The organism is Mycobacterium sp. 48b (assembly GCF_048282725.1).
Classification (GTDB): domain Bacteria; phylum Actinomycetota; class Actinomycetes; order Mycobacteriales; family Mycobacteriaceae; genus Mycobacterium.
The window spans coordinates 759,636-783,440 of the sequence record NZ_JBLVUL010000001.1; the positions used below are offsets into that span (position 1 = coordinate 759,636).

Consider the following 23,805-nt stretch of genomic DNA (forward strand, 5'->3'; position numbering starts at 1 on the left):
CGCGTCAGAGGGCCTCGCCGTAGATGCTGGTCAGCCAGATGTGGGCGAGGGTGTCGACCACCTTGTCGTAGTCGACGGCGGGTTGTTCGGCGCTCAGGGCCGCCATCATGGTCCGCTCGTTCATCAGGTTGAGTGACGTCGCGAGGTCCATGGCCGGGATGGTTTCCGGGGCGCCGCCGCGTTGGCGTTCGGCGGTGATCAGGGCGGCGGTCAGGGCGATCCATTTCTGCATGAGCCCGGACCAGAGCGCGCGGAACTCCGGGCTGCTGTTGAATGCCTCGGTGCCGGCGCGGGCCGTGGCCGGATCCGACCCAAACGAGCTGAAGAAGATCTCGATGCCGCGGCGGATCGCCCGCTTGGGGTCGGCCGGCATGGCCTCCAGTGCGCTGTCGAAACCGGTGTCCGCGCGCTTGATCAGTGGATCGAGCAGCGACAACACGACGGCTTCCTTCGACGGGAAGTAAAAGTAGAACGTCGGCCGCGAGATCCCGGCGCCTTTGGCCAGGTCATCGACCGATATGTCGGCGAACTTCTTGGTCTCCAGCAGCCGCCTGGCGGTCGCGAGAATCGCCGCCTCGCGGTCGTCGCCCGACGGGCGGGTGGCACGGCGGCCGCGGGGGGCGCGCGTCGTGCTGGAGCTGGTCACAATCAAGCAGCCTAACACCGCGTTGAGTTTCTCAACACACTGTTGACCGACTCAACATGGTGTTGATACCGTCGGTCCCATGACCGAACATTTCGATGTTGTGATCGTCGGTGCCGGCATCTCCGGCATCAGCACGGCCTGGCACCTGCAGGACCGTTGCCCGACCAAGAGCTACGTGATCCTCGAGCGCCGGGAGAACATCGGCGGCACCTGGGACCTGTTCAAATACCCGGGTATCCGTTCCGACTCCGACATGTTCACCCTCGGATTCCGGTTCAAGCCGTGGGAGTCCGCCAAATCCATCGCCGACGGCGAGTCGATCTGGAACTACATCAACGAGGCTGCCGACGAGAACGGGATCCGCAACCACATCCGCACCGGCCACCGCGTGCTCTCGGTGGACTGGTCGGACGCCGACAACCGCTGGACCGTCGACGTCGAGCACGACGGCGAAGCCAAGCAGATCACCGCGTCGTTCCTGTCGGTGTGCAGTGGCTACTACAACTACGACGAGGGCTACTCGCCGGAGTTCCCGGGGTCCGAGAACTTCAAGGGCCAGATCATCCACCCGCAGCACTGGCCCGAGGACCTGGACTACACGGGCAAGAACGTCGTGGTGATCGGATCCGGCGCCACCGCCATCACGCTGATCCCGTCGCTGGTCAGCGGCGGCGTCGGACACGTCACGATGCTGCAGCGTTCACCGACCTACATCGGATCCCTGCCGCTGGTCGACCCGGTGGCCGTGAAGACCAACAAGTACCTGCCCAAGAACCTGGCGCACTTCGTCAACCGGTGGAAGCAGATCGGCTACAGCACCGGCCAGTACCAGGTCGCGCGCCGCTTCCCGTCGGTCTTCAAGCAGTTCCTGCGCAAGATGGGAACCCGCCGCCTGCCCGAGGGCTTCGACTACGACAAGCACTTCAGCCCGAGCTACGCCCCGTGGGACGAGCGAGTCTGCCTGGCCCCCAACGGGGATCTGTTCAAGGCCATCCGCTCCGGCAAGGCCGGCGTCGTCACCGACACCATCGACACCTTCACCGAAACCGGCATCAGGCTCACCTCCGGTGAGGAGCTGCAGGCCGACATCATCGTCACCGCCACCGGTCTGAACATGCAGCTGTTCGGCGGCGCGGTGGCCCACCGCAACGGCGAGCCGATCGACCTGACCAGGTCGATGACCTACAAGGGCCTCATGCTCTCGGGTGTGCCGAACATGGCCATCACGTTCGGGTACACCAACGCGTCCTGGACGCTGAAGGCCGACCTGGTGTCCGAGTTCATCTGCCGCGTCCTGAACTACATGGACGCCAACGGCTTCGACCGGGTCGAGCCGCAGCACCCCGGCGACAGCGTCGACGAGCTGCCGTTCATGGACTTCACCCCGGGCTACTTCCGGCGGGCCATGGACTCCCTGCCCAAGTCGGGTTCGGAAGCACCGTGGAAGCTCAAGCAGAACTACTTCTTCGACATGCGGACCATCCGGTACGGCAAGGTCGACGAGGAGGCGCTGATGTTCACCAAACACCGTGCCGCAGTGACGGTTTAGTCACCCGTCGAAAAGCGAGAAAAGCCCCCCACCGCACGGTGGGGGGCTTTTCTCGCGTCTGGTGTTACGAAGCGGCGACCACGACGATGCCGTCCTCGTCGCAGTAGGCGATCTCGCCCGGGACGAAGGTCACCCCGCCGAACTCCACGGGCACGTCGCGTTCACCCTCGCCGGTCTTGGTGCCCTTGCGTGGGTTGGTGCCCAGCGCCTTGATGCCGACGTCGATGGTGCGCAGCGCCGCGGCATCCCGCACGGGTCCGTTGACGACCACGCCCGACCAACCGTTGTCATGGGCCAGTCCGGCGATGATGTCGCCGACCAGCGCGGTGTGCAGCGACCCACCGCCGTCGACCACCAGCACCCCGCCGTTGCCCGGGGTGGACAGGATCGACTTGAGCAGTGCGTTGTCCTGGAAGCAGCGCACCGTGGTGATCGGTCCGGCGAACATGGTCTTGCCGCCGTAGTTCTGTAACTGCAGATCGCAGCTGCGGACGTCGGGGTAGATCTCGTCGACCAGATCAGCGGTGGCGCGCGGTTCGATACTCACCCGGCGATTATCGCAGTACGGCTAGCCGGCGATGCTTTGCACGATGATGTCGTGCACGAACTGGGCCAGGCCCGGTTCGGTGTCGTCGTAGTAGCGGGTGAACCGCTCGTCGGCCAGATACATCTGCGCCAGGCACAGGTGCATGTCGTCGCTGCAGTCGTAGAACCGCGAGATGTTGGCGCGGTGCCGGGCCGCCAGCTGGCCGGCCTGCGCCGAGCCGGGCCGAACCCCGGCGCGCTTACCCTCGGCGAGGGCTTCCAGCAGCGCGTCGTTCTCGGCCTTGAACTCGATCCAGTCCTGTTTGGTCATCTGCGCAGTGCGCTGCCGGGACTGTTTCCATTCCTCGGTACCGGCCCAGCGCGCTTCGGCCTCCTCGGCGTGCTCGTCGAAAACGGCGCTGCCGAAGATCTCCACCTGCTCCTCGGCGGTCAGCTGAATTCCTCTGTTGTGGGCGCTCATCAATTCCTCCACTGCCTTGATGGACTGCTGCAGCTGCTCGGCCTGATCGCACAGGACGCTGTGCTGGCGTTGCAGATGGGCGAGCACGTCGGCATCCGGATCGTCGAGCAGGGACCGGATCTCATCCAGCGCCAGCCCCGCCGATCGGTACACCAGCACCAGGTGCAACCGCTCGATGTCGACGTCGGTGTAGCCGCGATAACCCGCCGCGGTACGCACGCTGGGCACCACGAGACCGATGTGGTCGTAGTGATGCAAAGTCCGCACCGAGATCTCCGTCAGCGCGGCCACCGCGCCGACGGATCTCACCTGCGGATCTGCGTGCATGAGGCCACTATCGACCCTGACGTCGCGTCAGGGTCAAGTCCAGATCAGCTTTCGTCGGAATGACGGCGACTGAGCAGCACCAAGAGCACGGCCAAGACGCCCACGGCCACCGCCGCGGCGAGCGGCACCTTGGACGACGAACTCTCGCTCATCGGAACCGGCACCGGACCAGACACCGGGTTGGCGGCTGAGGTGACAGTCGACTTTGCTTGCGCCGCAGCCTCTTTGGCTGCCTTGGCGACGTCCGGCACGGGGGTGACGGGAGCGGGGGCCGCCTTGGCGGGAGCCGGAGCGGCCTTGGTGGGGGGCGGGGCCGCCGGCGGGGCAGGCTGAGCCTTCTTGGCCGGGGCCTTCTTCGCCGGAGCCTTCTTGGCGGCCTTGGCGGGGGCTTTCTTCGCGGCGGCCTTCTTGGCGGGAGCCTTCTTCGCCGCAGCCTTCTTGGCGGGCGGAGGACCGGGTTTCGGAGCCGGAGTTGGAGGGGCCGGAGTGGGCGGAGCAGGAGTGGGCGGAGCCGGAGTGGGCGGAGCAGGATCCGCGCCGGTCGCAGCCGACTCGGCCGCAGCCGACGCGGATGCGGTTTCGGGCTTCTCGGCGGGTTGATCCTGCTGCTCTGCCATCTGGCTGCTCCTTTGCAGTATCCGGTGTTCCGCGCCAGCGCGGTGGGTGGGGCCCGGCAGTGTTTCCCATCATGCCAGGCCCCGAGGAGGTCAACCCGTGACGGCCAGAGCCGCGGCGAGGGTGACCGCAACAGCCATGATGCCCAACTCCACCAACGAACGGGCCTGCGACAACGCGGCGCTGCTGCGGTGCGCCCGGGCCGCGGGCAGCCACTGCGACCGGTTTCGCCAGGCCAGAGCCAGTAGAACCGCCGTCACCACCACTTTGGCCGTCAGCACCCGGCCGTAGCCGGTGCCCCACAACTCGGCGGGTGAGTTCAACTTGACCGCCGCCCCGGCGACGCCGGCCACCAGCAGCACACCCACGCAGGACAGCGACAACTGCGAGAACCGGGGCAGCACCCTGGCCCACTGGCCGCGATGCGTCACGGTCAGCACCAGCGCGGCCAGCACGCCGCACCACACCGCTGCCGCGAGTGCGTGCACCGCCACGGCCATCCCGCCGATCGGGCTTTCTGAGAGATGGCCCGTCAGAGTCCTGGCGGCCATTCCGACGGCCGCCACACCGACGGTCGCGACCGTGGTGGTGGCGCCCCGCGGGGCCAGGATCGCCACCACGCCGACAATCAGGGCCGCCCCGATGCCGACCAACCCTGAACGTCCGGCAGCGGTGTACTGGCCGAAGTCGGTCAGGGTGTGCACGCCGATCCGCCAGAACCCGACTCCGGCGGTCTGGGCCGCCTCCACGGTCAGTCGCACGATCTCGGCCGGCAGCCAGATCGCCGCGGCCAGGGCGAGCGGTCCGGCCGCTCTCCGGCTCAATTCGGCTCGGTAGCGGTCGGATTCGAGCAGCGGCACCGCGGCCAGGCCGAGGGTGACGATGGCGGCGCCGTCAGCCAGCGCCCGGATCAGCGCGCCGGTCACCGCTGACGCCGGACCGCCCACCAGGCTCCGCCGCCGATGAGGACGACGGCGATCAACACGAACGGCCACACCACGATGCCTCCGTCGGACTGCGCCGGTGACGAGGCGGCGGGCCCCGGCGTGCCCGCACCGGCGACGGTCAGGTCGAACGACCACGAACCCGAGACCACGTGCCCGTCGGCGGAGGTCACCCGGTAGTTCACCGTGTACGTACCGGCCGGACCGAGTGGGCGGACCGCGACGCTGAGCACCGCGCCTGCGACCTTCGGGTCTCCCTCGGACCACAGGTTGTTGTCCGGGCCCACGACCGTCATGTTGGCGAAGGCCGGCTGCAGTGCCTCGTTGAACGTGGCGCTCACCCGCGCCGGTGAGGTGCTGAGCGCCGAGTGCTCGGCCGGGTCTGCCGCGACCCTGGCAGCGTGCGCCGAAGCCGCAGGCGCTCCGACCAGCGCGGAGCCGGCCAGGATCAGCCCGGTGAGGGTCGCAGCCAGCAGCCGGTTCATGAGCGCCGCCGGGTCAGGAGGCTTGCCACCACGGCGGCGGCAGCGACGATCAACGCCCCGCCCGCCAGCCAGCGGGCCGAGTTGTCGACGGTGCCCGCGGGCTGGGCGACCGCAGGCGCGGTCTGATCCGGCGCAGGCGCGGTCTGATCCGGCGCGGGCGCGGTTCCGGTCAGGGTCAGTTGCGGTGCGGGGTGCTCAGGCTCACCGCCGCCGGGCAGCGGGGGCTGGTCCCATCGCACGACGGAGCCGTCGGAGTAGGTCTGGGTGACGGGGAAGCTCGCCGTCGGCGCATCGGGCAGTTTGACCGACACCCGGAACAGCGCGAACTGCTCGGGTGAGATGCCCACCCCGGGTGCCGCGGTCCAGGTGACCGTCCGGACCGTGCCTGCTGCGGTGTCACGGTCGAGCTTGGCCGTCCAACCTGGCATGACCTCGGTGCGGGCCGAGGCGACGTCGGGCAGATCGACCGTCAATCGTGTTGTCAGCGCACCGGTGTCGGACTCGCCGGGAACACGGAAGGTGAGCACCGAGGTGGTTCCCGGCGTCGGATTGTCGGCGTCGACGTGGACATGGGCCCACGCCGGTGCGGCGGTCAGCAGGCCGGCGACGGCTACTGCCGCGGTCGCGAGCAGGGCGCGCGAGGACGCCCCGGTGAGGGGTGGCATGTGTCGGTGTCTTTCTGGAGTTGGATCGGGGTGGGACGGTCAGGCTCTGACGCCGACCGGTGGGCCACGGTGAGACACCGACGCGGCCAGCAGGAGGGCCGATTGCAGCGGTTGGTCGGTGCCGCGCGCCATCACGCGGACAGTCGGCACCGGTGCGGTGCGCCGTTCCCGCGCCACCGCACGCACCACGCCCGACAGCGCTGCCCACAACCGGGCACCGCAGGCGATCAGGCCTGCGCCGACCGATACCGCCGCCAGGTGCGCACCGAACATCATCAAGCCGGGCTGGGCGTTGTGGGAGTGACCGGCCGTCGCCAGGAGCGCGTGGGCCAGCAGCTGGCCGGTACCCAGCAGCCCCCACAACACCGCGGTGCGGTGTGCGCAGGCGACGGTCGCGGCCACCGCTCCGAGGGTCACCGCGAGGACGGCGAGCTGGGCGGCGACGGCCCCGCCGGGCAGGGTTCCGCCGGCGACGCCATGGGCCGCGACGGCCAGTGCGGCGGTCAGAGAGCCGACGGCCGTACCGCGCAGCGGGGCTGCGGAGTCGATACGGACGCCGGTCATGAAGTCGAACTCAGACCAGTCCCAGCCGCGCCATCAGGTCGGCATCGATGCCGTCGAGCTGGGCGGCGATGGCCGCGTGCGCGCCGCGGCGACGTGGCGTCGGCATGTTCTCGGCGGCGGTGACCGCCGCGGCCAGATCGGTGAGCCGTTCGTTGATCGCCGCGACGAACTGCTTGGTCTCGGCGTCCTTCGGCTTCTTCTCGGCGACCTGGCGCAGCGTCTGCTCGGCCCCGGAGATCCGCGCGGACAGCTCTGCACCGTGCCCGGAGAACTGACCGAGCTGCGCCAGCGGGACACCGAGGCGGTCGGCGCGACGTTCGTCCAGGGCGCCCCGCGCGGCCGTGGCGGCCCGGTAGATCAACGGCACGAGGACCGGCGCCAGCAAACGCGTCACGGTCAGCAGACGGCGAATCCTGGCGGGGGCGAACAGACGTCCCTCGCGGGCGGCCTTCAATTCGGTCTCGGCCACCTTGAGAGCCGTGCGGTCGCTGTCGCGCTGCGCCTTGACCTGAGCTTTGAGGGCCCGCTCCGCGGCTTTTCGGTCGGACTTGATGCGACGGGCCTCGTTCTTTGCGGTGAGCCGGGCTTCCAGCTTGGCCTTGGCCTTGATGGCGCGGGCTTCGGCGCGGCGGGTGGCGCGGCTTTTTCGTCGCGTGAACAGGCCCATTCCGGTTGCCTCCCGGTCAATTCGTCGTGTGTTGGTCGTCACCGCAGAACTGCTGCAGACCCACAGTATCGTCCGGTGGATTTGCTCCGCCGCGGCTCCCCACGATCGGGGTGGTGAATCGCTTCAGCTAGCAAATTTGGACTGCATGTTTGTGCAAGAATCGAATTCGTCAACGAAGCTGCTGGGCGGTGCGCGAAAGGGTGGTGACAACGTGCGTTCGCGGTTGCGCGTCGCCGCCTCGACTGGTCTGGTGCTTTCTGGCCTGATCATCGCCGGTGTCGGGGGAGCGCTGGCATTTGCCGATCCGGATCGAGGCAGGCCCGACAGCGGTCAGGGTTCGTCGAACAGTGGCAGCAACGGCCACGACGGGCACGACGGCAAGGATCACGGCCAGGGCCACAGTCAGGACGGCGACTCCCAGGGCGATGATGGCGACGACACCGGCTCGCCGGGCACCCGTACGTCCCACAAACCCACCAAGACGACCGGCAAGCCCACCAGGACGAGCGGCAAGCCGACCAAGACGACGGGCAAACCGACCAAGACCGACGAACCCGGCGAACCGTCGCAACCGTCCGGCACGCAGACGCCTCCGCAAACCGGGACCGACACGGCGACCCCGACCCACACCGACACTGCGACGGCCAGCACGCAGCCCTCAGAGTCGGAGACACCCACGACTTCACGCTCCGAGGTGACGTCCACGGCGGTGTCCACGACCGAGAGCTCCGTGACGACGACCTCTGCGACGACGGCCACGACCGAGACCACCTCGCGTACGACCGAGACGACCGAGACCACCAAGTCGACCTCGGAGACCACCAAGTCGACCTCGGAGACGACTTCTGGGACCACCGAAACCACCGAAACCACCACGACCCTGATCGGTGGCGCCGTCGGCGGTAAAGACGGACCCGGTGTCCCCGCGCCGTTCAACTTCCCGCGCCCGCCGCAGATGCAGTTGCCTGCACCGCAGGCACAGGTCCCCGACCTGGACGTGCCGCCCCCACCCGGCCTGGCCGCTGCGGCCGGGGTGGCGCCGATCGCCGTTCCGGTCGTCGTACTGCCGGTCATCGTGCCGCCGCTCGCCGTGCCGATGGGCGCTCCGGACTCCGACCACGGGCCGCACTCAGGTCCGTCGGGGTCGCGACCCGACGTGCAGCCCAACATCAAGATGCGGACGGAGACAAGGCCTCCCGCCGCCGTCGGTCTGGATGCGGGCCTCCCTCCGGCGTCCTTCCGGGCGGGCTACACGGACTACCTGCGTACCGCGAACACGATGGAGATCGCGGCGATGGCCCTGCCCGGCGTGACCGGGATGATGGCACTGACCGGCCTGGGCGGGCTCGTGGGCTACCGGCAGGCCAAAGCCGGCCGTACGGTCCGAATCGACGCCAGTCGATTCATGCGTTAGGAACGACCTGGGAGAATCACGGGTGGAAAGGGGGGATCATGTCCGCCAGTCGAAGCGTCACGCGTGCTGTCAACGAGGTTCTCGACCTCGCTCCTCGACAGGGCGAGGTCACATTGACCCGTCTGGTCGAAGCGGTGAGCGCAGACCGCGGTAGGCCGATCGAACTGACCATGGCAGAGCTCCCGCCCGGGGTCTGCGGGCAGTGGCGGCAGTACGCCGACCGCGACGTGTTCCTGATCCAGCAGGGCCTGCCGGCCTGGGACCGCACCCTTGCCCACGAGCTCGGCCACCTGGTGCTCGGCCACGAGGGCATCTCGATCGTCGACGCGGCCGCGGCCACCGTCGAGGTGGCGACCTCGGATCTGATCAGCTACATGCTCAATCAGCGGACCGGCTGCATGGGGCCCAACGGCGAGGACATCGAGCAGGAGGCCGAGGACTTCGCCGCACTCCTGCTCTACCGCCTGGGCCGGCTGCCCTCCGACCGCTCTTCGATCGTGCAGGTTCGCCTCGGAGAGGCATTTGGTTGATCGTCTGGGTGATCGCCGGCCTCCTCGGCCTGGCTACCGGCCTGCGCATCGGTTGGGCACTGGTCAACAAACAGTCCCTGGTCAGCTCCGCGATGATCCTGTCGTTGGGCAGCCTCGGCGTTGTGGCCGCGCTGAACTGGCCGCCGCTCGCCCTGCTGATCGACACCGTGGTGCACTGGCCCAACATCGCCGCCGGGCTGAGTCAGGTCGCGCTGATCGCTTGTGCTGCAGGCAGTTGCGTCATGATCACCACCGCGTCCTCGGGCCATTCGGCCGTACTCACCCGTCGTATCGCGATGATCCAGTACGGCATCGCCGGTGTGGTGGCCGTCATCAGCCTGGTCATCTTCTTCCGCGCCGGTAGGCAGCCGGAGATGTCGCCCTCGGAGTATCTCAAGCGGGATCTCGGATCGAGCGGCACCTCGTGGCTGCTGCCGTTGCTCTACGTGTTCCTGGCCCTCACCCTGGTGGCGTGGGCCGGCCTGCGCTACTCGAACCGCAGCCGGCGAGGGCGGGCGCTGTTCCTGTTCACCGTCGGCATGGTGCTGATCGTGGCTGCCAGCGGCTTCGTGCTGCTGCGGGCTGCGCGGCGGACCGAGCCCGTCGGTGTCGGTGCCGCGGCGACCCTGCTCGGGTGTGCGATGGTCATCGTCGCCGCCGGATCGCTGCTGCCGAGCGTCGAGGACTGGTTCGGTGCGCAGCAGGAACTGCGGACCATCAAACCGCTGCTGACCGAACTGGCCCGGCGCCAGCCCGATGTGGGGATCGGGGTCCGTCCGCGCGGACCGCTGGTGTTCCGCGTCGCCGAACGAATGTCGCTGATCTCCGACGCGCTGTACCTGGAGGCGACCGCCGCCGACGAGCGGCGGCACGAAACCGCCGCGCCACGCGGATCCACCGGTTCAAGTGGAAGTGGCGCAACACAATTGGGGGATACCGAACGACCTCAAGTGTCGCCGCGGGATCAGGCGCAGGCCATCGCCCAGTGGATCTACGACACCCGAGAGGCTGATGAAACGTCAGCGTTCCCGGGGCTGGCGTGGCTCAGCCAGCCCGAGTCCTATTCGGACCGGGAATGGATTCTGGCGATCGCCGAGCAGTACCGGGATCTGGACCGCGCGGCCGCACGCAGCTGAAACCCACTGACGTGGGTTTCAGCTGCGGTGAAACGCCAGACGAGCCTGACGAATCAGTCGTCGAGGTGTTCCCGGCGGCGCAGCTCGTCGACCTTCTGGACCAGGTCCTGCTGAGCTTCGTTGGACAGCCCGACGGTGCGGGCGGCGATCCGGCGGATCCCCTCGTCACGCATGCTGGCCAGCCAGGTCAGCTCCTTGTCGAGCTTCTCGTAGTACTCGTCGTCGGTGAAGTAAGCCGGCTTGATCCGGAAGAAGTTGGCAAGTGCGGCCATGGTTGCCGCCGACGGGTTGGTCCGGTTGCCCGAACGGAGCTGCGACAGGTACGGGGCCGACATGGTGACGCCCTCGGACTTGAGTGCGGCGATCACCTCGGCAGACGTATGGGGTCCGCGCCCAGGCGGATAAACCCTATCGAACAGGCGGTTTAGGCGGGCGGCGAACGTCTTGCTCATCGATTTGACCTCCACATGCTTCACGAGCGGTACGAATAGGCGGCGTATTTGCTGACTATGGTAGCGAGTGTTGTGACGACAACCAAGTGCAAACGCCACAAAAGTTAAACTGGCTTTGCGTTTTGGAGGCCTCCGGCACGGAAACCGAGGGCTTCGCCGTGGAGGTGGCGCGGGATTGCGCCGTCTGGCAATGCAAAAGGTGACGGTCGCGTTGTATTGGGCGCGGTGAGCTGCGCTCACAGGTGCGCTCGATCATGATCAACTTCGGGGCCGGCAACCAGGGCGCCGCCGTGACTAGCGGAAACGGATATTTGCTGGAGCGCGGACCCCTCGTCGCGGCGGATTGCGCGCAAGGCAGTTGTCGAACGACGTGGAACACGTTACAGGTTGGGCGATGGAATGTGCATCAGCCCCCTTGCGTGCGATAGCCAGACGGCCTCGGGAGGATTCCGGCGCCGATTCCAGGCGTGGTTGCGGGGCTGAAACGGGTGGACGTTTGCACCGTCGATGGACAATCGATGGCACAAATGCGGCCGCGGGCACGGTTGCGGCGGGGCGCCACGGCTATCTGAGGGTCCCGACGGGTAGCCGAATACGGCGACCCTGCTGCTGACGCCGGCGCAGACGCCTGCGGCTGCGGACATGGCGACCTTTCGACACACCGCCGGTATGTGCCGCTTACGCGGCGCACTTACATACGGTCGAAGGTCTCACCCACCGCATCGCCGCTTGTCGGCCGGGCCTGACGCCAGCGTGTCGACAAGACGATTGCGGGCTGCTGCCCTTCGCTGATCTTGAGGACCATAGCTCTTGTCGGCCGAGCTCGCTACATTTCTTATCTTTTTCGGGTAGCCGGATTCTCCTTGTTGGAGAGGGTGTCCCTCGACTGGCAGCCTCATGCCGCCAGGAGCATCGCCAGGATCGCAGTGTCGGGGTGGCTGATCGGATCGACACCCACCCGGCTGACCATCGATGTCACCGTGCCGTCTGATTCGGCTTCCACCCAGGCGGCCCGGTGTTCCAGCCCGAGATACGGAAGTCCGGGTAGCAGTACACAACCCGACGCCGCGCCGGTGCACTCGGGAAGTGACGGCGTCGTCTCCGAGGGCGGGTGCAGCATCAGCAGTGCCGGTGGTTGATGCTCGGCGAAATACCCGGGTGGCACCGCGGATTCGCCGACCACCGGCCCCTCGGCGATGACCAGACCGACCGTGCCGGGCAGGGGCTGGTCGGGCAATTCCTCGCGGACTCCGAAAACCGTTGTGGTGGAGAGTAATCCGGGAAGTGAGGCGACCCTGACGGTCACCATGAGAAGCTGCGCCCACTCCTTGGTGGAATCAGGCCATCGACCCGAGACCACAAAGCCTTTGAGCGCGCCGCCGGAATGGAAGGGGGCGATCTCGATCGCCCGGCCGGACCCCGTCGTATCCATATCGCCTCCGGGACATCGGTGTTGGTGCACCGGCTGATCGGTGCTCCGACACGTCTGTGGGTCGATCAGTTCAGAATGCGACAGCGGCGGGAACGGTGCAAGGCGACACGGCCCAGAAACGAGGGCGGGGCGTCACGCTGTGCGCGCGACGCCCCTTGGTGAGAGATCAGAAAACCGATCCAGCCCTCGAATCGGACCGAAGCCGGATCTAGCCGAAGATCAGGCCGTTGGTCTTGGAGGTGGCTGCCGCGTAGCGGTTCTGCACGTCCTCCCAGTTCACGACATTCCAGAACGCCTTGACGTAGTCGGCCTTGACGTTCTTGTACTGCAGGTAGAAGGCGTGCTCCCACATGTCGACCTGCAGCAGCGGGATGATGCCGAGCGGCACGTTGGCCTGCTGGTCGTAGAGCTGGAAGGTCAGCAGCCGGTCGCCGAGGCTGTCGTAACCGAGCACGGCCCAGCCCGAACCCTGGAGTCCGTTGGCGGCGGCGGTGAACTGTGCCTGGAACTTGTCGAACGAGCCGAACTGGTCGTCGATGGCCGCGGCCAGGTCGCCGGTCGGCTTGTCGCCACCGTTGGGGGACAGGTTCTTCCACCAGATCGAGTGGTTCACGTGACCGCCGAGGTGGAACGCGAGGTTCTTCTCGTTGAGGAAGATCGCCGCGTGGTCACCGTTGGCCCGCGCCTCGTCGAGCTTGGCGACGGCGTCGTTGACGCCCTTGACGTAGGCCGCGTGGTGCTTGCTGTGATGGAGTTCGTTGATCTGCCCGGAGATGTGGGGCTCCAGCGCTCCGTAGTCGTAATCCAGGTCCGGCAAAGTGTATTCAGCCACGAGATTCCTTCCTCATTATCGATCGATGGAGCCAGGCGTCTTCGACGATCCTGAAGTTCGTCAAGATCGCTGCCAACCTTGCTCCATCGCAGGGCGCACCGCAAGGACGCGCGCGCCGACCTCACGTATACCCGATGGGGCGACGGTCAGAACAAGACCATGACGGCCAGCACGCCCAGCAGCAGCAGGGCGATCACGCCGGCCCGGAGGAAGGCCATGGACTGGTTACGAGTGTGCAGATGCCCGGACGTATGCCATTCGGGCTGCGGAAAGGCTGATCCCGATCCGATCGGATGTGACGCCATCAAACACTCCTGACCTGCACGATCAATGCTTGCCCCCCAGTGAGTTCTGTCACAACAGCTGGTGTGACGCCGATCATAGACCCTGTAATGGTCAAGGGAAAATCGGCCTCCGCGTAAGTGGGGCGAGCGCGCCCGGCGGCTGGAATCAGGCTGATCCCAATCGAGCGGGGCGAAGCGTCCGTGGCCGCGGCGTTTAGCCGAATGCTTAATTTCGCTCGGCGCCGGTGATGGTTGTTGATCGCTGCCGCGAACACCCCAGGTTTATCCACAGTGAAGGACAGCTACCGCACAGTAATCCCCTCATCGTGGGGTTTTCCGCTGGTGCCGGGCCTGTGGATGAACCTGTGGAAACTGTGGATAGCTTCCCGTTGCTAACGCCGCCGCAAGGCACAGGGTCGGGTGCATCCGGCGCCGCGGGCATGCGAGCATTGAGGGCATGGACGATGTGGAAGTCGGGCAGGCAGACATCGCTGCGGTACCCACCACGTTCGAAGGGTCGGTGGTGCTGCTCGACGTCCGCGAGGACGACGAATGGCAACGCGGTCACGCCGCGGGCGCGCAGCACATCCCGATGGGCGATGTCCCGACGCGGATCGCCGAGATCGACCCGGATGCCGAGCTCTACGTGATCTGCCATGCGGGTGGACGCTCTCTGCGAGTGGCGAACTACCTGGCCCGCAACGGCTACACCGCGATCAACGTCGAGGGCGGAATGCTGGCCTGGGCCGGGGCCGGACGTCCGGTCATCACCGACGCCGGTGGCCCGGGAAGCGTCTGACCGCGGCGACCCGTCGGGAGATCGTGGCTAGGCTGGTCGGATGATCCAGGTGTGTTCGCAGTGCGGGACGCGCTGGAACGTGCGTGACCGGCAGCGGTCGTGGTGTCCCCGGTGCGGCGGGTCGTTGTTGGCTCCCTCTGCGTCGTCGCCCCAGTCCCCGTGGGGACCTGCTGCGCAGTCGCCCTCGTCTCCTGCGTCGTCGCAGTCACCGACAGCACCGCGCACGCCGCAACTCGCGCCCGGCTACCGCTGGATCGCCCTGCGACCGGGCGCTCCGCCACATCAGCGGAGCCGCCGTCGTCAGCTCGGGCCGACGCCGCGCTACCGCACGATCCCCAGCTGGGGCCTGCACCAGTACTTCGATGGCGACGATCAGCCGGAGACGGTCGCCGACGAGTCCGGCGTCGGCACGGTGCGCCTGATGCTCGTCGCCGCCATGGTGGTGCTGGGTATCGCGGCCTTCGCCCACGTGATCCGTTATGTGCTGCTGCTGATCAACCGCAGCGTGCTGCTGCACCCGCTGATCGCGATCGGCGGCCTGGTGATCGGCCTGCTGGCCAGCGTCGTGGCGATCGTCGTCGTGGTGATCACGGTGGTGGCACTGGTGCGCTGGTTGATCGCGCGCCGGGCGGCCGGATACGCCGCCCACGGCGAGGTGGATCCGCGCAGCACCACGACCCTGTGGCTCTGTTGTCTGGTGCCCGGGGTGAACCTGGTGATGGCACCGGTGTTCGTGTGGGAACTGGCCGCCCTGGAAGGGCGCCTCTCGCACCTGCGGCGACCGATCGTGGTCTGGTGGATCGTCTGGGTGCTCAGCGCAGTGGTCGCGGCGTGGTCGATGGGCAGCACCGTGTACGTGACGTTCTTCAACGACGTCCCGCAGAACATCGCCGACAACACGGTGGCCGTGATCGTCGGGTACCTGCTGGCGTTGGCGGCCTTCCTGCTGACCGCCAAGGTGTTCACCGGATTCGAGGGCACCGGTACGACGGCCGAGCGCAGCGTCAGGCGCTGGGTGGTGATCGAGCCGCAGGCATCCGAGTCGCAGGCGGCCGAGCCGCCGCAGAATCGTGAGGATTCGGCTGAATCGGCCGTTCCGGTTGAGCCCCAAGGGCAGAACCCGGCAGCATAGGCCGTATGGAAACGGGCGACGGCGGAGCCGCTGCGCAGGCGACCCCGGGGCCTGGGCATCCGTTCGTGGTGGCCCATCGGGGTGCATCCGCCGACAAACCCGAGCACACGCTCGCCGCGTATGACCTCGCCCTGCGCGAGGGCGCCGACGGCGTGGAATGCGATGTGCGGCTGACCCGCGACGGGCACCTGGTGTGTGTGCACGACCGCCGGGTGGACCGCACCTCGACCGGCACCGGTCTGGTCAGCGAGATGACGCTGGCCGAGCTGCGCCGGCTGGATTACGGCTCATGGCACGCCGGCGGCCGCTCCGGTGGTGACGACGCGGACGACCCGGAGGCCGGTCCCGTCGGGGACACCGGACTGCTGACGCTCGACGACCTCGTCTCGCTGGTGCTGGATTGGAACCGGCCGGTCAAACTCTTCATCGAGACCAAACATCCCGTGCGCTACGGCGCGCTGGTGGAGAACAAGGTGCTGGCGTTGCTGCACCGGTACGGCATCGCCGCGCCTGCCTCGGCCGATCTGTCGCGTGCGGTGGTGATGTCCTTCTCCGCCGCGGCCGTGTGGCGGATTCGCCGGGCCGCCCCGATGCTGCCGACGGTGCTGCTCGGTGAGACGTCGCGGTACCTGGGTGGCAGCGCGGCCACCACGGTCGGGGCCACGGCGGTCGGACCGTCCATCGCAACCCTGCGTGAGCATCCCGAACTGGTCGACCGGGCCGCCGCCCAGGGACGCGCGCTGTACTGCTGGACCGTCGACCACTACGAGGACGTCCAGTTCTGCCGCGACATCGGTGTGGGCTGGGTGGCCACGAATCATCCCGGCCGCACCAAGAGTTGGCTGCAGAACGGCCTGACCGGCGCGGGCCGGGACTGAGAGAGAGTCGGTTAGAGGTTGCCGCCTGCGGCCTTCGGCGCGCTCGCGTCCGCCCCGGCGCCGCCGGCGAGCTCGCGGGCCACGAAGTCCTCGATGTGGAACAGGTTGGCGCCGGCGCGGTCGGCGATGCGCACCAGCGTCGCCATCGACGAAACCTCTTCGATCTGCTCCTTGAGGAACCACTGCATGAACTGCTCGCCGAGGTAGTCGCCCTCCTCGCGGGCGACACTGGCGAGCCGGCTGATCTGCTCGGTGACGGTGCGTTCCTGGCTGAGTGCCAGCGCGAGTGCGTCACGGGGAGCATCGAAGCGGTTGCACACCGCGTCGACACCAGGGATCTCGGCGTCGATGTCCCGATCGAGCAGGTACTGGACCAGCATCATGGCGTGGTTGCGCTCTTCGACGGCCTGCGCATAGAAGTGCTTGGCGAGCTGCGGAAGGTCGGCGCCGTCGAAATAAACCGCAATTGCGATGTATTGCTGTGACGCGGTGAACTCGCTGCGGATCTGATCCTGGATAAGGGCGTGGAATTTCGTGTCGAGTTCACTGGTCGTCGTCATGACCGCGAGGATATAGCAGGTCAGGGCGCATTGTCATCGAAGGTTGACCTCATTGAGGTCAGCTTTACCTTAGTGGTGTGGTGCGCATTACATTCAGTATCGCGAATTTGCTGTTGCCTAATTTAGCTTTGCCTAAGCTTAAGGCTCGGGCTTTTCGATGACGTCGTCCGGCACCGCCGCGTCGTTGGCCAGCGCGGTGAACAGGCGGCCGGCCGCGTCGCTGTCCCACACCACGACCGAGCCCGAGTCGCTGCCGGTGAACTCGCCGATCGGAACCGTCGTTGTGACCATGTCGTCGCCGTGCATCGCCCAGGCCAACCGCCCGAGGTCCCACACGTGAGCGTCCTCGTCGACGGCCACCGAGTCGGTGGCGGCGCGGGCCATGGGCTGCCACCGCAACGGGTTCAGCAGCACCTCCGGGCTGGTGGCGCGGTGCAGCAACGCCGACATGAATGCCCGCTGGTGGGTCATGCGGTCCAGGTCGGCGCGCGGCGTGGCGCGGGTCCGGACGTATCCGAGCGCACTGCGGCCGTCGAGCTCCTGGCAGCCTGCAGGCAGGTCGATCCCGGCCAGCGGATCGCTGATCGGTTCGGCCGGGCACATCGTCACCCCGCCGACGGCGTCGACGAGTGCGGCGAAACCGTCGAAACCGATCTCGGCGTAGTGGTCGAGATGCAGGCCGGTGGCCTGTTCGACGGTCTGCGCCAGCAGGGGTGCCCCGCCCAGGGAGAACGCGGCGTTGACCTTGTCCTCGCCGTAGCCGGGAATCGGCAGGTAGGAATCCCGCGGTATGGAGACCATGGTGGCCGGGGTGCTCGAGCCGATGCCCGGGATGTGCACCAACAGGATCGTGTCGGTGCGGCCATTGCCGATGTCCCCACCGGTGGCCAGGTCGGCCTGCTGTTCGGGGCTGAGGTTCTGGCGACTGTCGGATCCGACCAACAGCCAGGTGGTGCCCTGAGCCGCGGCGGGGCGCTCGGGATAGTCGGCAAGAGCGGGGATGCGGTGCAGCGACGAGTCGACCCAGAAGCCGCCGCCGATCACCGCCAGCACCGCGATCAGCAGGACGGCCAGCACCAGGCGGCCCCAGTGCCGCCGGCGCCGGGGCTTGCGCGCCGGCGTGGGTGCGGGCGGTCGGGCGGCGACGGGCCGGGGCGGGTGCGACGCCCGGGGTGGACGCGGTGGAGGCGGCGGCGCCGATCTGGGCGGGGGTTGCCTGGGCGGTGGGGGTTGCCTGGGTGGCGGCGGTGTGCGTGACGGCGTGGGCGGATTCGGCGGCCAGGCCGGGCGGTAGTTCGGGTCGCGTCGGATCACCTGAGGCGGCTCGGCGGCAGGGCGGCGTGGTCCCGGACGCCGCGAGCGCGGGTCGGGATGTCCGCGCGATGCGCTGAAGTCGTCCACAGCAGAAATGTACGTGGCCGATGCGTTATCGCAGCCAGCTCAGATGATCCGCAATCAACGCGTAGCCGACGAATGCCACCGCGTCGATCAGGGTGTGGGCGATGATCAGTGGCCACAGCCGCCCGGTGCGCTGCCATGCGTAGCCGAACACCAGGCCCATCACGACGTTGCCGAGGCCCGCGCTGTAGCCCTGGTACAGGTGATATGCGCCGCGCAGCAGGCTGGAGATCACCAGCGCCCGCGCGGGGCTGACATCGAGCTGGCGCAGCCGGGTCAGCAGGAACCCCACCACGATGATCTCTTCGGCCCAGCCGTTGGCGAACGCCACGCCGAGCAGCATCGGGATCCGCCACCACGTGTCGTAGAGTTCGGCCGGTTCGACGTCGGCGCTGAGCCCGAGGACGCGGGCCAGCACGTAGAAGCCCAGTCCCGGCAGGCCGATGAGCAGTGCCAGGCCCAGTCCACCCAGCCCGTCGGCACGCCATTGCGGACGCGACAGTCCGATCGCGGATGGTCCGAAGCCGCTGCGCCACAACAAGTACAGGGCCAACGCGCCCCAGGCGAGCAACTGCAGGACCACGGCGAGGTGCAGGCCGAGGTCGATCAGGTCGAACGGGGAACGCTTCGGGTTCAGCGCCACGGTCTGCCCGGACAGACCGAGCAGCACCGCTTCGACGAGCCGCAGCCCCGCGGTGTAGGCGCTGAGCCCGAAGGTCACCGCCAGCACGACCGCGATCTCGATCTTGAGCGTGCGCCTGGTCGCCGAAGTCGTCACCGCAGCTACGGTAGCGGCGCCCCGGCCGCGGAGCGGATCGTGCGGGTCAGATCCGGCGCGCGCGCAGGCCGTTGAGGAACGGGCAGCCCATCAGCACGCGGATGGCCTGGCTCAGGCCGGTGACGTCGTCGACCGGCTTGGCGAACGGCAACCGCACGTCGTGGTCGCCGTGTTCGTTCTCCACCCGCAGCTGTACGCCGTAGCGGTCCAGACCCAGCGGGCGGACCCGTCCCTGGCGCAGCGTCATCGGCAGCCGCGTGGCAAGCCGCTCCACCACGTCGCGGTGGGAAGACTCCATGTGTTGCAGCCAGCCGGATTCCATTGCGCAGAATGGATCGGGACGGGCCTGCAGCAGGGCCCCGAGGCCGACCGACTCGGCGCCGGTGGAATCGGCCACCACCACCGACTCGATCTCCAGGCGCATCAGCGTGTAGTTGTCGTCGTCGTGTCCGCCGCCCGACTGGGAACTGGAGTTCACCTGCAGCAGGGCCGGATTCGGGTTCTCGGTGGCGACCAGATCGAGCAGTGCGGCAACCTCCGCCGACGGCACGTGCTGCAGGCGGCCGCGGATCCACACCAGGGAGCGGACCGGCTCGCGCAGCGGCAGCGGGGCGTAGTCGGTCATCTCCAGCACGGCCTGGACACCGGCCGAGCCGGCTGACATGGTCATGCCGGCCAGCGGGCTGTGCTCCGGGACGGTGATCGCGAAGGACCCGTCGTCGAGCAGGTGATGAACGGGCGAGGCGACCGGCTCGATGCCCTCGACCGCGAGCATGGCGCCGCCGCCTCGTGCGCATGCACTGCGGATCCGCTCGGCTGTCGTCGGTGTCGCTATGGCCATCTCGCCGCCTTCGAAACTAGGTGAGGTCTTTAGGTGAGGTAAGCCTAACTTAACTGGACGGTGCGGTGCGGGCAAGGCTTCCGTGAAACACCGCCCCGGCCGTTATCGACCCGTAGCCCGCGCGCCGACCCGATAGGGTTGGGATGTGCCGCGCATCGCCTACCTCGGACCGGAGGGAACCTTTACCGAAGTGGCGTTATTGCAGATGGTGGCCCACGAGATGGTGCCCGGCCTGCAAGCGGCGTCCGGTGACGGCAAAGACCGATTCACCCCCGTCCTGACCGACAGCACCCCGGGTGCGCTGGCCGCGGTCCGTGACGGCCGGGCCGACTACGCCTGCGTGCCGATCGAGAACTCGATCGAGGGATCGGTGCTGCCCACACTGGACAACCTGGCGGTCGGGAAGCCGCTGCAGATCTACGCCGAACTGACCCTCGACGTCGCCTTCACCATCGTCACCCGTCCCGGACACAGCGGGCCGGTGCAGACGGTGGCGGCGTTCCCGGTGGCCCTCGCGCAGGTGCGCCGATGGCTCGCCGCCAACCTGCCCGACGCCGTCATCGTGCCGGCCACCTCCAACGCCGCGGCCGCCCATGAGGTCGCCGAGGGCCACGCCGACGCCGGGGTGAGCACCCGGCTGGCCGCCGAGCGCTGCGGCCTGGACATCCTGGCCGCCGATGTCGTGGACGAGGCCAACGCCCGAACCCGCTTCGTCCTGGTCGGCCCGCCCGGCGTGCCGCCGGCAGCCACCGGCGCCGATCGCACCTCGGTGGTGCTGCGCCTCGACAACGTCCCCGGCGCACTGGTCACTGCGATGACCGAATTCTCGATCCGTGACATCGACCTCACCCGGATCGAATCCCGGCCCACCAGAACCGAGCTGGGCACATACATGTTCTTCCTGGACTGCGTGGGACACATCGACGACGATTCGGTGGCCGAGGCACTCAAAGCGCTGCACCGACGTTGTACCGATGTGCGATATCTGGGTTCATGGCCGACCGGAGCGAGCGCGGGTGCGCCCCCGCCGCGTCTGGACGAGGCCACACGGTGGTTGACCGGTTTGCGTGACGGGACGAATGGCTCATGAGTGGACGGCTGATACTCGTCCGTCACGGTCAGTCCCACGGCAACGTCGCCCGGCGTCTGGACACCCGGCCGCCGGGTGCCGAGCTGACCGACCTCGGTCACGACCAGGCCCGGCGGTTCGCCGGCACGCTCAGTCAGCGCCCGTCGATCCTGGCCCACTCCGTGGCCCGCCGCGCAGCGCAGACCGCCGCCGGAATCGGCAGCGAAACCGGCCTCGTCCCATTCGAATTCGAAGGGGTCCACGAAGTTCAGGTCGGTGAACTGGAGGATCGCAGCGACGACGATGCGGTCGCCGAGTTCAACCGGATCTACGAACGCTGGCACCGGGGCGAACTGGACGTGCCGATGCCCGGCGGCGAGAGCGCCGAGGCGGTGCTCGGCCGCTATGTGCCGGTGCTCACCGAACTTCGGTTGCGCTACCTCGACGACCAGGACTTCCACAGCGACATCGTGGTGGTGAGCCATGGCGCCGCGATCCGGCTGGTGGCCGCCGTGCTGGCCGGCGTCGACGGCAGTTTCGCCCTCGACCATCACCTGGCCAACACCGAATCGATTGTGCTGGCACCGATCACGGACGGGCGCTGGAGTTGTGTGCAATGGGCGGCGGTGACTCCGCCCTTCTATCCGGAGCCGGCGGCGACACCGGTAGCGGACGCCGTGACGTCCGACGCCGACCCGATGGGCTAGGCGTAGCGCCGGATCGAGAGCATGCCCTCATCTGCGCACGTGCAGCCCACCGCCTCACAGTCGATGCTGAACGTGTGCGCTGCTTCCGGGGTGGTGCAGCCGGCGTCGGTGCACTCCACGCGGTACCGGACATGGTGGATCACGGTGCCGTGGCAATGCTCCAGACCGGCTGCGCACTCCCGGCACTGGATGGTGTTCATAGCCCGTTGATAGCACTGCGGGCCGACAAAACGCGGTTGCCGCGCCTGGCTCGGCCCGTTTGCTTCATCCCCAGCCGAGTTCGTGGAGCCGCTCGTCGTCGATCCCGAAATGGTGTGCGATCTCGTGGATCACGGTGATCGCCACCTCGTCGACCACGTCGGCCTCGCTGTCACAGAAATCCAGCAGGGCTTCGCGGTAGATCGTGATGGTGTCCGGCAACGACCCGGCGTACCAGGAATCCCGCTCGGTCAGCGCGACTCCGCGGTACAGACCGAGGATCTCGGGCTCGTCGGGATCGCGATCCTCGACCAGGACGACGACGTTGTCGATCGCGGCCGCCAACCGAGGCGGGATCAGGTCGAGTGCGTCGGATACCAACTCGTCGAAACGCTGCGGGCTCATCCGCACCGGCACGGGTTACGGCCCCGGCGGTACGGGGACCGGCTCACCCGGCGGGGGTCCGGCGGGCGGCGCCCCGCCATCGGGAGCCGGAGCGGGCGCCGGGGCCTGCTCAGGCGGGGGTGGGTTGAAGGTGTTGGCCTGCGTGGGAGCCGGTGCCGCCGTGGTCGCGGCCTGCGGCAGGTGCTGGCCGCCAGACGACGAACCCGACGAACCCGACGAGCCGGAACCAGAGGACCCCGACGATCCCGAGGACCCCGACGACGAACTCGAGCCCGACGATCCCGATGAGCCCGATCCCGAAGAGCCGGAGGACGACGACGATCCGGAACTCGATGACGACGACGGCTCGTCGACATCCGGCATCGGGATGGGCTCCATGTTGAGCCGCTCCTCGGGGATGTCGGGCGGTGCGACCGGGGGTTGGCCGTTGATCATCAGCGGCCCCTTGGCGCTGTTGACCAGCGTCGACCAGCCGCCGTTGCCCAGGGTGGCGCCGATGCTGCACGACACCTGGTGGCTGCCGGCCGACCAGCTGGGCAGCGAGATCGTGCTGTAGCTCAGTGCCAGTGTGGTGGTGCGCAACTGGACGGGGGCCAGGTAGGAGTCGGTCTGCGCGGTGCAGGCGTCCTTGATGAAGTTGTCCTGGTCGCCCTCCGACGGCAGCCCGCCGGGGAACTTCTCGGAGAGGTTGACCGCTCCGGTGACCTCCATGGCGTGCGGTGCCGCGCAGTCGACCGGGACATCGGTGGGCTGGTTGGTGGCGGCGTCGATACCGAGGCAGGTGCCCGCGGCCCACACCTTCGACTGATCGACGTCGGACACCTTGCCCGCGGACTCCAATTGACTGTCGCCCGGGCCGAGCAACTGCAGGCCGCACAGCATGCGGCGCTCACCGGACTGCTTCCAGGCCTTCTCGCCGGACCACAGCAGGCCGATGGTGTATTTGCCGTTCGGGTCGTACTTCGGGCCCAGATAACCGCGCACCGACGGGGTGCACTGCTCCTGGCTGATCTGCTTGATCCGGTCCACCGTCGGTGGCGGCGCGCCCGGCCCGTACTCGCTGCCGGGGAACGTGCGCATGTCGACGGACTGGGCGACCTCGAAGCGATGGCCGTCCTTGCAGTCGACGATGTGGGCGGCGTCGGGGTTACGACCGGGCCAGTTCAGGCAGTCGCCACGCTTGACGTGATTGAACGTGTCGTTACCGCGGGGACCCAGGGCGATCGCGCCCGGCCCGGAGTTGGCCCCTTCGCTTCGGGGCAACGCGGTGATGAGGCCGGCGATCAGCAGCGCGCCGAGCGCGGTCAACAGCAGCGCGCGTCGCGTCGACGCGGCTGCCAGGCTCTGCCACCACCGTTCCCTCGCGGGTTGTTCGTCCGGAAGAGGTTCGGCGAGCAGGTCCCCGTGCTCGGGGTGCTCGGGGTGCTCGGGTGCTTCCAACATTGCCATCCATTGTGACAGGCGTGTCAGCCCCTGTGACAAGTGATGCGGT

The 23,805-nt window shown here is 68.0% G+C and carries 29 protein-coding genes; 9 read left to right on the forward strand and 20 right to left on the reverse strand.

Features of this window, described 5'->3' with window-relative positions; translation table 11 throughout:
• Positions 1 to 4 precede the first annotated feature (4 nt).
• Positions 5 to 646, reverse strand: a complete 642-nt coding sequence (locus ACNQR1_RS03575; RefSeq protein WP_418044077.1) for a TetR/AcrR family transcriptional regulator — start codon at positions 644 to 646, stop codon at positions 5 to 7.
• A 79-nt stretch (positions 647 to 725) separates the two neighbouring features.
• On the opposite strand from ACNQR1_RS03575, the gene ACNQR1_RS03580 reads away from it, so the two are divergent.
• Positions 726 to 2,195 (forward strand): flavin-containing monooxygenase, encoded by a 1,470-nt coding sequence (locus ACNQR1_RS03580; RefSeq protein ID WP_418044079.1) that lies wholly within the window; start codon positions 726 to 728, stop codon positions 2,193 to 2,195.
• Between the two features lie 64 nt (positions 2,196 to 2,259).
• On the opposite strand, the gene rraA is transcribed toward ACNQR1_RS03580, so the two are convergent.
• From rraA to ACNQR1_RS03620, 8 genes are all read right to left on the reverse strand, one after another.
• Positions 2,260 to 2,742 carry a ribonuclease E activity regulator RraA gene (gene rraA / locus ACNQR1_RS03585; RefSeq protein ID WP_418044081.1) on the reverse strand — a complete coding sequence of 161 codons (483 nt, stop codon included), beginning with the start codon at positions 2,740 to 2,742 and terminating at the stop codon, positions 2,260 to 2,262.
• Between the two features lie 21 nt (positions 2,743 to 2,763).
• Positions 2,764 to 3,528 carry a MerR family transcriptional regulator gene (locus tag ACNQR1_RS03590; RefSeq protein ID WP_418044083.1) on the reverse strand — a complete coding sequence of 255 codons (765 nt, stop codon included), beginning with the start codon at positions 3,526 to 3,528 and terminating at the stop codon, positions 2,764 to 2,766.
• A 44-nt stretch (positions 3,529 to 3,572) separates the two neighbouring features.
• Entirely contained in the window at positions 3,573 to 4,145 is a 573-nt protein-coding gene (locus ACNQR1_RS03595; RefSeq protein WP_418044085.1) for a hypothetical protein, read from the reverse strand.
• 90 nt (positions 4,146 to 4,235) lie between these two features.
• Positions 4,236 to 5,090, reverse strand: coding sequence for a CopD family protein (locus tag ACNQR1_RS03600; protein ID WP_418044087.1), 855 nt, complete (start codon positions 5,088 to 5,090; stop codon positions 4,236 to 4,238).
• Entirely contained in the window at positions 5,066 to 5,572 is a 507-nt protein-coding gene (locus ACNQR1_RS03605) for a copper resistance CopC family protein (protein WP_418044089.1), read from the reverse strand. Before ACNQR1_RS03605 ends, ACNQR1_RS03600 begins: the two co-directional genes overlap by 25 nt.
• Positions 5,569 to 6,237, reverse strand: coding sequence for a YcnI family protein (locus ACNQR1_RS03610; RefSeq protein WP_418044091.1), 669 nt, complete (start codon positions 6,235 to 6,237; stop codon positions 5,569 to 5,571). Before ACNQR1_RS03610 ends, ACNQR1_RS03605 begins: the two co-directional genes overlap by 4 nt.
• Before the next feature lie 39 nt (positions 6,238 to 6,276).
• Complete coding sequence (locus tag ACNQR1_RS03615; protein ID WP_418044093.1) at positions 6,277 to 6,801, reverse strand: hypothetical protein; 525 nt, start codon at positions 6,799 to 6,801, stop codon at positions 6,277 to 6,279.
• Between the two features lie 10 nt (positions 6,802 to 6,811).
• Entirely contained in the window at positions 6,812 to 7,468 is a 657-nt protein-coding gene (locus ACNQR1_RS03620; protein WP_418044095.1) for a DUF6474 family protein, read from the reverse strand.
• A 145-nt stretch (positions 7,469 to 7,613) separates the two neighbouring features.
• On the opposite strand from ACNQR1_RS03620, the gene ACNQR1_RS03625 reads away from it, so the two are divergent.
• Genes ACNQR1_RS03625 through ACNQR1_RS03635 form a run of 3 tightly spaced genes read left to right on the forward strand, consistent with a single transcriptional unit; the run spans position 7,614 to position 10,548 of the window.
• On the forward strand, positions 7,614 to 8,882 hold the full coding sequence (locus tag ACNQR1_RS03625; RefSeq protein WP_418044097.1) for a hypothetical protein: 1,269 nt from the start codon (positions 7,614 to 7,616) through the stop codon (positions 8,880 to 8,882).
• 38 nt (positions 8,883 to 8,920) lie between these two features.
• Positions 8,921 to 9,412 (forward strand): ImmA/IrrE family metallo-endopeptidase, encoded by a 492-nt coding sequence (locus ACNQR1_RS03630; RefSeq protein WP_418044099.1) that lies wholly within the window; start codon positions 8,921 to 8,923, stop codon positions 9,410 to 9,412.
• Complete coding sequence (locus tag ACNQR1_RS03635; protein WP_418044101.1) at positions 9,409 to 10,548, forward strand: hypothetical protein; 1,140 nt, start codon at positions 9,409 to 9,411, stop codon at positions 10,546 to 10,548. The genes ACNQR1_RS03630 and ACNQR1_RS03635 overlap by 4 nt, the downstream gene beginning before the upstream one ends.
• Positions 10,549 to 10,601: 53 nt before the next feature.
• Here the strand turns inward: ACNQR1_RS03635 and ACNQR1_RS03640 are convergent, their stop codons facing one another.
• From ACNQR1_RS03640 to ACNQR1_RS03655, 4 genes are all read right to left on the reverse strand, one after another.
• On the reverse strand, positions 10,602 to 11,000 hold the full coding sequence (locus ACNQR1_RS03640; RefSeq protein WP_418044103.1) for a transcriptional regulator: 399 nt from the start codon (positions 10,998 to 11,000) through the stop codon (positions 10,602 to 10,604).
• 895 nt (positions 11,001 to 11,895) lie between these two features.
• A complete protein-coding gene (locus ACNQR1_RS03645) occupies positions 11,896 to 12,432 on the reverse strand; it encodes a peptidase (RefSeq protein WP_418044105.1) in 537 nt (178 codons plus the stop codon).
• 208 nt (positions 12,433 to 12,640) lie between these two features.
• Positions 12,641 to 13,264: a superoxide dismutase gene (locus tag ACNQR1_RS03650; protein WP_003883955.1), complete on the reverse strand. Its 624-nt coding sequence runs from the start codon at positions 13,262 to 13,264 to the stop codon at positions 12,641 to 12,643.
• A 146-nt stretch (positions 13,265 to 13,410) separates the two neighbouring features.
• Entirely contained in the window at positions 13,411 to 13,569 is a 159-nt protein-coding gene (locus ACNQR1_RS03655; protein WP_418044107.1) for a hypothetical protein, read from the reverse strand.
• Between the two features lie 436 nt (positions 13,570 to 14,005).
• Here ACNQR1_RS03655 and ACNQR1_RS03660 point away from each other — a divergent pair, with 436 nt between their 5' ends.
• The 3 genes from ACNQR1_RS03660 to ACNQR1_RS03670 are packed head-to-tail and all read left to right on the forward strand — an operon-like array spanning position 14,006 to position 16,357.
• Positions 14,006 to 14,347, forward strand: a complete 342-nt coding sequence (locus ACNQR1_RS03660; RefSeq protein ID WP_418044108.1) for a rhodanese-like domain-containing protein — start codon at positions 14,006 to 14,008, stop codon at positions 14,345 to 14,347.
• A gap of 40 nt (positions 14,348 to 14,387) precedes the next feature.
• Complete coding sequence (locus ACNQR1_RS03665) at positions 14,388 to 15,479, forward strand: DUF4328 domain-containing protein (protein WP_418044110.1); 1,092 nt, start codon at positions 14,388 to 14,390, stop codon at positions 15,477 to 15,479.
• A 5-nt stretch (positions 15,480 to 15,484) separates the two neighbouring features.
• Positions 15,485 to 16,357, forward strand: coding sequence for a glycerophosphodiester phosphodiesterase (locus tag ACNQR1_RS03670; RefSeq protein ID WP_418044112.1), 873 nt, complete (start codon positions 15,485 to 15,487; stop codon positions 16,355 to 16,357).
• Between the two features lie 11 nt (positions 16,358 to 16,368).
• Here the strand turns inward: ACNQR1_RS03670 and ACNQR1_RS03675 are convergent, their stop codons facing one another.
• From ACNQR1_RS03675 to ACNQR1_RS03690, 4 genes are all read right to left on the reverse strand, one after another.
• Positions 16,369 to 16,917, reverse strand: coding sequence for a ferritin (locus tag ACNQR1_RS03675; protein ID WP_418044114.1), 549 nt, complete (start codon positions 16,915 to 16,917; stop codon positions 16,369 to 16,371).
• A 138-nt stretch (positions 16,918 to 17,055) separates the two neighbouring features.
• Positions 17,056 to 18,318, reverse strand: a complete 1,263-nt coding sequence (locus ACNQR1_RS03680) for an LCP family protein (protein ID WP_418044116.1) — start codon at positions 18,316 to 18,318, stop codon at positions 17,056 to 17,058.
• A 25-nt stretch (positions 18,319 to 18,343) separates the two neighbouring features.
• A complete protein-coding gene (locus ACNQR1_RS03685) occupies positions 18,344 to 19,093 on the reverse strand; it encodes a CPBP family intramembrane glutamic endopeptidase (protein WP_418044118.1) in 750 nt (249 codons plus the stop codon).
• 46 nt (positions 19,094 to 19,139) lie between these two features.
• The gene (locus ACNQR1_RS03690; RefSeq protein WP_418044120.1) at positions 19,140 to 19,934 is read right to left on the reverse strand and encodes a DUF2470 domain-containing protein; all 795 of its coding nucleotides are present in this window, start codon (positions 19,932 to 19,934) and stop codon (positions 19,140 to 19,142) included.
• 145 nt (positions 19,935 to 20,079) lie between these two features.
• Between ACNQR1_RS03690 and pheA the strand changes: the two genes are divergently transcribed.
• The gene (gene pheA, locus ACNQR1_RS03695) at positions 20,080 to 21,024 is read left to right on the forward strand and encodes a prephenate dehydratase (RefSeq protein WP_418044122.1); all 945 of its coding nucleotides are present in this window, start codon (positions 20,080 to 20,082) and stop codon (positions 21,022 to 21,024) included.
• Positions 21,021 to 21,710, forward strand: coding sequence for a histidine phosphatase family protein (locus ACNQR1_RS03700; protein WP_418044124.1), 690 nt, complete (start codon positions 21,021 to 21,023; stop codon positions 21,708 to 21,710). The genes pheA and ACNQR1_RS03700 overlap by 4 nt, the downstream gene beginning before the upstream one ends.
• On the opposite strand, the gene ACNQR1_RS03705 is transcribed toward ACNQR1_RS03700, so the two are convergent.
• The 3 genes from ACNQR1_RS03705 to ACNQR1_RS03715 all read right to left on the reverse strand — a co-directional run bounded on the left by ACNQR1_RS03705 (position 21,707) and on the right by ACNQR1_RS03715 (position 23,756).
• Complete coding sequence (locus ACNQR1_RS03705) at positions 21,707 to 21,910, reverse strand: hypothetical protein (RefSeq protein ID WP_418044126.1); 204 nt, start codon at positions 21,908 to 21,910, stop codon at positions 21,707 to 21,709. The two genes, ACNQR1_RS03700 and ACNQR1_RS03705, sit on opposite strands and share 4 nt — an antisense overlap.
• Before the next feature lie 64 nt (positions 21,911 to 21,974).
• Positions 21,975 to 22,325, reverse strand: coding sequence for a metallopeptidase family protein (locus tag ACNQR1_RS03710; protein ID WP_418044127.1), 351 nt, complete (start codon positions 22,323 to 22,325; stop codon positions 21,975 to 21,977).
• A gap of 3 nt (positions 22,326 to 22,328) precedes the next feature.
• Complete coding sequence (locus ACNQR1_RS03715) at positions 22,329 to 23,756, reverse strand: septum formation family protein (RefSeq protein WP_418044129.1); 1,428 nt, start codon at positions 23,754 to 23,756, stop codon at positions 22,329 to 22,331.
• Positions 23,757 to 23,805 lie beyond the last annotated feature (49 nt).